Source organism: Aliiglaciecola sp. NS0011-25 (assembly GCF_040370605.1).
Classification (GTDB): domain Bacteria; phylum Pseudomonadota; class Gammaproteobacteria; order Enterobacterales; family Alteromonadaceae; genus Aliiglaciecola; species Aliiglaciecola lipolytica_A.
This window is the reverse complement of sequence record NZ_BAABWR010000025.1, coordinates 62304-68936: the sequence shown is the minus strand read 5'-3', so window position 1 is coordinate 68936 and position 6633 is coordinate 62304. Positions and strand designations below refer to the sequence as shown.

Annotated in this window: 9 protein-coding genes; 1 reads left to right on the top strand and 8 read right to left on the bottom strand. The window is 40.8% G+C overall.

Features of this window, described 5'->3' with window-relative positions; all coding sequences use genetic code 11:
- Positions 1-94: 94 nt before the first annotated feature.
- The 4 genes from ABWV72_RS18535 to ABWV72_RS18520 form a co-directional block, all read right to left on the bottom strand.
- Positions 95-490 carry a hypothetical protein gene (locus tag ABWV72_RS18535; protein WP_353372294.1) on the bottom strand — a complete coding sequence of 132 codons (396 nt, stop codon included), beginning with the start codon at positions 488-490 and terminating at the stop codon, positions 95-97.
- A 93-nt stretch (positions 491-583) separates the two neighbouring features.
- Entirely contained in the window at positions 584-799 is a 216-nt protein-coding gene (locus ABWV72_RS18530; protein WP_353372292.1) for a hypothetical protein, read from the bottom strand.
- 130 nt (positions 800-929) lie between these two features.
- Complete coding sequence (locus tag ABWV72_RS18525) at positions 930-1259, bottom strand: hypothetical protein (RefSeq protein ID WP_353372290.1); 330 nt, start codon at positions 1257-1259, stop codon at positions 930-932.
- Positions 1260-1736: 477 nt separating this feature from the next.
- On the bottom strand, positions 1737-2081 hold the full coding sequence (locus ABWV72_RS18520; RefSeq protein WP_353372288.1) for a DUF7079 family protein: 345 nt from the start codon (positions 2079-2081) through the stop codon (positions 1737-1739).
- Positions 2082-2338: 257 nt separating this feature from the next.
- Between ABWV72_RS18520 and ABWV72_RS18515 the strand changes: the two genes are divergently transcribed.
- Positions 2339-3307, top strand: coding sequence for an integron integrase (locus ABWV72_RS18515; protein ID WP_353372286.1), 969 nt, complete (start codon positions 2339-2341; stop codon positions 3305-3307).
- On the opposite strand, the gene ABWV72_RS18510 is transcribed toward ABWV72_RS18515, so the two are convergent.
- The 4 genes from ABWV72_RS18510 to atpG all read right to left on the bottom strand — a co-directional run bounded on the left by ABWV72_RS18510 (position 3296) and on the right by atpG (position 6609).
- Positions 3296-3724 (bottom strand): CBS domain-containing protein, encoded by a 429-nt coding sequence (locus ABWV72_RS18510; protein WP_342806073.1) that lies wholly within the window; start codon positions 3722-3724, stop codon positions 3296-3298. The genes ABWV72_RS18515 and ABWV72_RS18510 overlap by 12 nt on opposite strands.
- A gap of 136 nt (positions 3725-3860) precedes the next feature.
- A complete protein-coding gene (locus ABWV72_RS18505; protein ID WP_353372283.1) occupies positions 3861-4274 on the bottom strand; it encodes a F0F1 ATP synthase subunit epsilon in 414 nt (137 codons plus the stop codon).
- A 57-nt stretch (positions 4275-4331) separates the two neighbouring features.
- Positions 4332-5717, bottom strand: coding sequence for a F0F1 ATP synthase subunit beta (gene atpD, locus ABWV72_RS18500; protein ID WP_216047053.1), 1386 nt, complete (start codon positions 5715-5717; stop codon positions 4332-4334).
- 31 nt (positions 5718-5748) lie between these two features.
- Positions 5749-6609, bottom strand: coding sequence for a F0F1 ATP synthase subunit gamma (gene atpG, locus ABWV72_RS18495; protein WP_216047054.1), 861 nt, complete (start codon positions 6607-6609; stop codon positions 5749-5751).
- Between the last annotated feature and the right edge of the window lie 24 nt (positions 6610-6633).

The window sequence follows — 6633 nt, the reverse complement described above, 5'->3', positions numbered from 1 at the left end:
CTTTGAATATGGGGCTAATGCGAGTGCTTTGGCCGAAGGCCAGCGAGTATTTGTCCCAGTGAGTTTACGAACGACATTATTCATTTGTTAGATTTCATTTACGCTGAGTTGCTTTGTACATAGCACCAAACCAAACTGATAAAAACAGCAAACCCGCAATATATGATACTCCCCAACGATCTTCGCGCCAAATCCACATATATAGAAAGCCACAGTGAATAACGACTAATATGAAGCACTTTGCATAATAGTGTTTAATAAATTCAGAACAAAATGAAAATATTGAAACTTGGTAAAACAACCAAATGAAGGCCAAAACACCTAACTCTGCTAAATCAAAGTCGTCAGAAATTATTGAAAAAAACTCATAGTAAAGGAGAAACATAACAAAAAAGCTATTAATCACTAATGGGATCGCAAACCGCTTCTCTTTCTCAAGTAATTTTCGATGATTTTCGTTTTTCTGTTTAAGTAACTCTAAGGCATCCATGAAATCTAACGCCCGAAACAACGGAAAGTGCGAGCGCTTTGGCGCAGCCAGCGAGTGCTTTTCCGGTGCTTTTGTTTGTTAGAAGTAAAGTCTTTAAACATTACTTTGAGTCGTTGATAGGTCACGTTTGAAAACCAAAACAATCAAATAGATTAATGCTATTGGCGGAATGATTGCTGTAAAAAAGCCAATCAAAGAGACTAAAAACGGTGTTTCTGTTTTACGCCTACCTAAGTAGTAACAAATTACAGCCATAAATAAGGCTAAGACTACTATTAATTCACCGAACAATGTCGCGTTGATATTCATTATCTTAATTTCTCCTTTTACTTCTAACTTTTAAATAAGGGGCGCAGGCATGTGGGCTAAAATCCGAACGAAGTGAGCAGCCCACATGTTTGCGTCCCAGCCCGCGCAGCGGGCGAACTTGATTTTTTTGTTAGGTTAATAATTGCCAAACCTTATAAGAAGATAAGACCAGACCTAGCAAAATAAATAATAAACCCATAAAAGAATTAGTTCGCGGATATCCGGTTTCTTGAAGGCCGTTATGAATCCCTGGTACCGGTGGGTGAATTTTAGTTTGCAAAGGGTGATTAATCCATTCACCCATTCCGATAAGGAGGGCTGCTATCGAGAACACCTGAACAGTCGCATTTTCCACTCCTTTTAACTCTATGGTTAACGACAATACTAAAGTTACAGCACTAATAACCATTACTGCTTTATACCAATAATCGATTTTAAGGTTTTGAAGTGGATTACTCATTAAACATCCTTATTAACCTAACGTCCAAATTTGCTGCACAAACTTGCTGGCTATACTAGGCGAGGCACGAGCCGCAGCCAGTGAGTTTGGGTCAGCAATATTTGTTTGTTATGTTTGTTTGAACTATTCAAACTTACGTGTCCTTTTTTACGAAGAAACTCAAAACATAAATATATAAAGAATTCAGAACTAAATAAATGCATCCCAATGCGCACAGGCCTAGCGGTACCGCAATTATCACCATTTCATATTCGTAACAGTAATAAGCCATTATAGTAAAAATAGCACCAACAAAAATCTCTGTAGCTAAACCTTCGAAGTTAGGCTTGTAATTGAAATTAATGCGTTTCCGAAAATTTCTATATTTATACGACAATACTACCTCTTACATCACATAGAACATAACGCCCGCAGCATGCGCGGCTTTGGAATGGAGGCGAAGCCGCAATGAAAAAGCCGTCGCTGTGCCTGCGATTGTTAGGCATTTTGAGATGCATGGAACTCCACCACTTTTAGCCAGCAACGTTTTATCTCTTTAATGATGGAAGCGTCCCCGTGTATAGAAGTTGGGCGAACTGGAGCAGGTAGGTTTTGAAGAAGCCAAGAATCAGGCCAGCCTTCCCAAACACCAGCGACACACCTTAAATTGCTCTCCAATACCGGGTAAACCTCGTACCAAAGAACATCCTCTGCTTCGGACAATGAAATTCCGCTCTCCGAAATAACCCGAGCAATATAGTTGAACGTTACATCATCTATTTCGGTATCAAGAAATAGGTCAGATAGTGCTCGCCATATTTTAAGCCGTTGTTCGCTACTCAATGATCGCCACCCTACGGCTGATGCCTAACAATATTATTAGTACGGAAACATCCTTTATCTGTACGTGGAATATTTCCTGTATTTAACGTAACTCTTTTTTAACATAATTTGTAACTGCCTGTACAGGTTAAAAATATGTCCTGTGGGGTAGGTTAATGGTATGGGAAGTACAGTTTATTTCCTAATTCTTGCTGTTATACGGAAGTGTTGGCTATTCTGGTATTTTATACAGTGTTTTTACAAGGAATGTAAAACGGATGAAATCGCCTTTTCTGTCGATGGTAAAAGATGAAATGTATAAGCGTCATTATGCTAAGCGCACCATTGAGACGTATTTAACTTGGATCAGCAGTTTTATTATTTTTCATAAAAAGCGACATCCTGCACAGTTACACAATCTAGAAGTTGAGTTGTTTTTATCTCATCTTGTATTGGAATTGGATGTCGCCGTGTCTACGCAAAAAATTGCGTTAAATGCGCTTTCATTTTTGTATGCCGAGATTATAGATAACCCGTTATCCTTAAAACTAAATTACGCACGTAGTACCCGACAACAAAAACTACCGGTTGTATTAACTCAGTCAGAAGTACGTGATTTATTAAATTGTATAAGCGCTAATTACAAACTACCTGCATCGCTTTTATACGGTAGTGGTTTACGGTTGATGGAATGTATTCGATTGCGGGTTAAAGATATCGATTTTGATTTTAAATCGATACGCATATGGCATGGTAAAGGCGGCAAGCACCGTGTTGTCACTTTGGCCGATAGTCTGCTATCGGATTTACACAAACAGGTGGTACTAGTTGACCGTTATTTGCTTGCCGATAGCGTCAATCCGGCTTTTTCTGGAGTTTGGTTGCCCAATAGATTGCGCATAAAATATAAATCAGCCAGTAGGAAGTTAGGATGGCAATATCTATTTCCCTCTAGTCGTCTATCTACCGATCCGGAAACTAAAAAGTTACGGCGTCATCATATAGATGAGTCTGGTTTGCAAAAGGCCATTAGAGTTGCAACTAAGCTTGCTGACATTCAAAAAAACGTTACCCCTCATACCCTTCGACATTCATTTGCAACGCATTTGCTGCAATCTGGGGCCGATATTCGCACGGTTCAAGATCAATTAGGCCACGCTGATCTGCGCACTACGCAAATATATACGCATATATTACAAAGGGGAGGAAATTCAGTTATTAGTCCATTATCCAATTTATTTAGATAGGTATTTTTCGACCTGTTTTGTTTCTACATATTTAAATACATCTCGCCAGCTTAGAATTCCTACCGGCTGATATTCTGAATTAATAACCGGTATACAAGAAACACGGTGGGCGTTAAAAGTTTGAATTGCTTTGAAAAGTCCGGCACTAGGCGATAGGGTTACTAAGTCTCGACTCATAATTTGATGTACACGTTTATTTAGACTGGCAGTATCTTTTAGCGATTCCACGGCAGTATCAATATTTGGGCTAATCGCTTTTAAATAATCCCTATCCGATAATATTCCAACGAGTTTACTATTTTCTACCACGAGTAAATGATGGAAACGGTGATTTTCAAAGAGTCTTTTTACCTCAGATAAGGTGCTGTCCATTTGCACACAAACAATATCTGTGGTCATTATTGTTTTAATTTTCATACTGCTACTAGGTATATTGTTGCGAGTTAACCTGAACTATAAACCAGAATCTTTGAAAAACCATAATCTCTTTGTGAATCCATAATATAAAAAAACCCAGCACTTGGCTGGGTTTTTATGGATAACTAAATTCTGGTTATTTACGCAGTTTTTGTATCAAACGTATTTGCGCTATAGCTTCTGCTAATTGAGCAGCTGCTTCAGCGTAATCGAAGTCAGCTCCAGCGTTTGCGATATGTTCTTCAGCTGAACGTTTTGCTTCTAGAGCAGATTGTTCATCTAAGTCTTCTGCGCGAAAAGCTGTATCAGCCAAAACAGTAACAGTGCCAGGTTGAACTTCTAACAATCCACCAGCAATGTAGATGACTTCTTCTTCACCAAACTGTTTAACCAAACGAACCATGCCAGGATTTAACGCGGTAATTAAAGGCGCGTGACCAGGATGTATTCCTAGCTCACCTTCACTACCGGTAATCTGAATAGTTTCTACCAGACCAGAAAAAATCTTGTCTTCGGCGCTTACCACATCCAGATGTACTGTCATTGCCATGGGACCTCCTAATTAGGTTTAAGAAAAAACTAAGGAAAAAGACGCAATAATTGCGTCTTATTTGCCTTTGGCTTTTTCAGCGGCTTCGTCAATTGAGCCAACCATATAGAAAGCTTGCTCTGGTAAGTGATCATACTCACCTGCAAGAATCCCTTTAAAGCCACTGATAGTATCTTTTAGCGATACATATTTACCAGGAGAACCGGTAAATACTTCAGCAACGAAGAATGGCTGTGACAAGAAACGCTGGATCTTACGAGCACGAGAAACAGATAGTTTGTCTTCTTCAGACAATTCATCCATACCTAGAATCGCAATGATATCTTTTAGTTCTTTATAACGCTGAAGAACCGACTGAACGCCACGTGCTGTGTCATAGTGCTCTTGACCAATAACTTGAGGGTCAAGCTGACGAGACGTGGAATCTAGTGGATCAACCGCTGGGTAAATACCCAAAGATGCGATGTCACGAGACAATACAACTGTTGCATCTAAGTGAGCAAAGGTTGTTGCTGGGCTAGGGTCAGTCAAATCATCCGCAGGTACGTATACCGCTTGAATTGAAGTGATTGAACCAGTCTTAGTTGATGCGATACGCTCTTGTAGTACACCCATTTCTTCAGCCAATGTAGGCTGATAACCTACTGCTGACGGCATACGACCTAGTAGTGCAGATACTTCTGTACCAGCTAGGGTATAACGATAGATGTTATCTACGAAGAACAATACATCACGGCCTTCGTCACGGAATTTCTCAGCCATTGTCAAACCAGTTAACGCAACGCGCAAACGGTTTCCAGGAGGCTCATTCATTTGACCGTAAACCAATGATACTTTGTCTAGTACGTTTGATTCGTTCATTTCGTGATAGAAATCGTTACCTTCACGAGTACGCTCACCAACACCGGCGAATACTGAGTATCCACTGTGCTCGATTGCGATGTTACGAATCAATTCCATCATGTTTACTGTTTTACCAACACCAGCACCACCAAACAAACCAACTTTACCACCTTTCGCGAATGGGCAAACCAAGTCGATTACTTTGATACCAGTTTCTAGTAGTTCAACAGAACTAGATTGTTCTTCGTAGCTAGGCGCTGCACGGTGAATAGACATACGCTCTTCTTCACCAATTGGGCCCGCTTCGTCGATAGGGTTACCTAGTACGTCCATGATACGGCCCAATGTTTTGGTACCAACTGGAACTGTAATAGGTGCACCTGTGTTTTCTACAGCTAACCCACGGCTCAAGCCGTCAGTGGTTCCTAGTGCGATACTACGTACTACTCCGCCACCAAGTTGCTGTTGCACTTCTAAGGTTAATCCCTTCAAGTTACCTTCGGTAACAATCAGTGCGTCATAGATAGTTGGAACGGCATCTTGTGGAAATTCAATATCCACAACCGCACCAATGATTTGGACGACCTTACCTTGACTCATGTTTAGTCCTCATTAATTTTTAAACCTTTGCCTACACCGCTGCCGCGCCGCTAACTATTTCACTAATTTCTTGAGTGATAGCTGCTTGACGTGCTTTGTTGTATACCAATTGCAAATCATCGATTAGATCGCCGGCATTATCAGTAGCGGCTTTCATCGCTACCATTCGCGCGGCTTGCTCTGACGCAGAGTTCTCTACTACGCCTTGGTACACCTGAGATTCGATATAACGGACCATTAATTTTTCCAAAATTGGTTTTGGATCTGGTTCGTATATGTAGTCCCAACGATGCTTTAATTCTTCTTCATCAGACTTAGGCAAAGGTAACAATTGATCGATTCTGGGTTCTTGTGTCATGGTATTTACAAAGTCGTTGTAGACCAAAAACAGACGGTCTATTTCTCCTTCGTTGTACGCAGTTAACATAACGCGCACTAAACCAATGATATCTTGAACACTTGGCGAATCACCTATGCCAGATTCAGCAGCAAGTACCTTGCCTCCGAATCGGCCGAAAAAACCACATGCTTTTGCGCCCAATGCAGCGAAGCTTACTTCAACGTCTTGGTCTTGCCATTTTTTGACGTCGATGCTTACTTTTTTGAACTCATTTGAGTTCAAACCACCACACAAACCACGGTCAGTTGAAATCACAATATAACCAACACGTTTCACCTCGCGCTCATCCAAATAAGGATGGCGATATTCAAGGTTACCGTGGGCCACGTGACCAATCACTTTTCGCATGCTTTCGGCATATGGACGGCTGGATTCCATACGGTCTTGCGCCTTTTTCATTTTAGACGCGGCAACCATTTCCATAGCACTGGTGATCTTTTGAGTATTTTTGATACTCCCGATCTTACCTTTTATCTCTTTACCGCTGGCCATGACTTATCTCCGATTTCTCAACGT

Bases quoted from the DNA above. Each gene is read 5' to 3' on its own strand.
- ABWV72_RS18525 (WP_353372290.1), bottom strand. From the start codon at position 1,259: ATGAGTAATCCACTTCAAAACCTTAAAATCGATTATTGGTATAAAGCA.
- ABWV72_RS18515 (WP_353372286.1), top strand. From the start codon at position 2,339: ATGAAATCGCCTTTTCTGTCGATGGTAAAAGATGAAATGTATAAGCGT.
- atpD (WP_216047053.1), bottom strand. From the start codon at position 5,717: ATGAGTCAAGGTAAGGTCGTCCAAATCATTGGTGCGGTTGTGGATATT.
- ABWV72_RS18510 (WP_342806073.1), bottom strand. From the start codon at position 3,724: ATGAAAATTAAAACAATAATGACCACAGATATTGTTTGTGTGCAAATG.
- ABWV72_RS18535 (WP_353372294.1), bottom strand. From the start codon at position 490: ATGGATGCCTTAGAGTTACTTAAACAGAAAAACGAAAATCATCGAAAA.
- atpG (WP_216047054.1), bottom strand. From the start codon at position 6,609: ATGGCCAGCGGTAAAGAGATAAAAGGTAAGATCGGGAGTATCAAAAAT.
- ABWV72_RS18505 (WP_353372283.1), bottom strand. From the start codon at position 4,274: ATGGCAATGACAGTACATCTGGATGTGGTAAGCGCCGAAGACAAGATT.
- ABWV72_RS18530 (WP_353372292.1), bottom strand. From the start codon at position 799: ATGAATATCAACGCGACATTGTTCGGTGAATTAATAGTAGTCTTAGCC.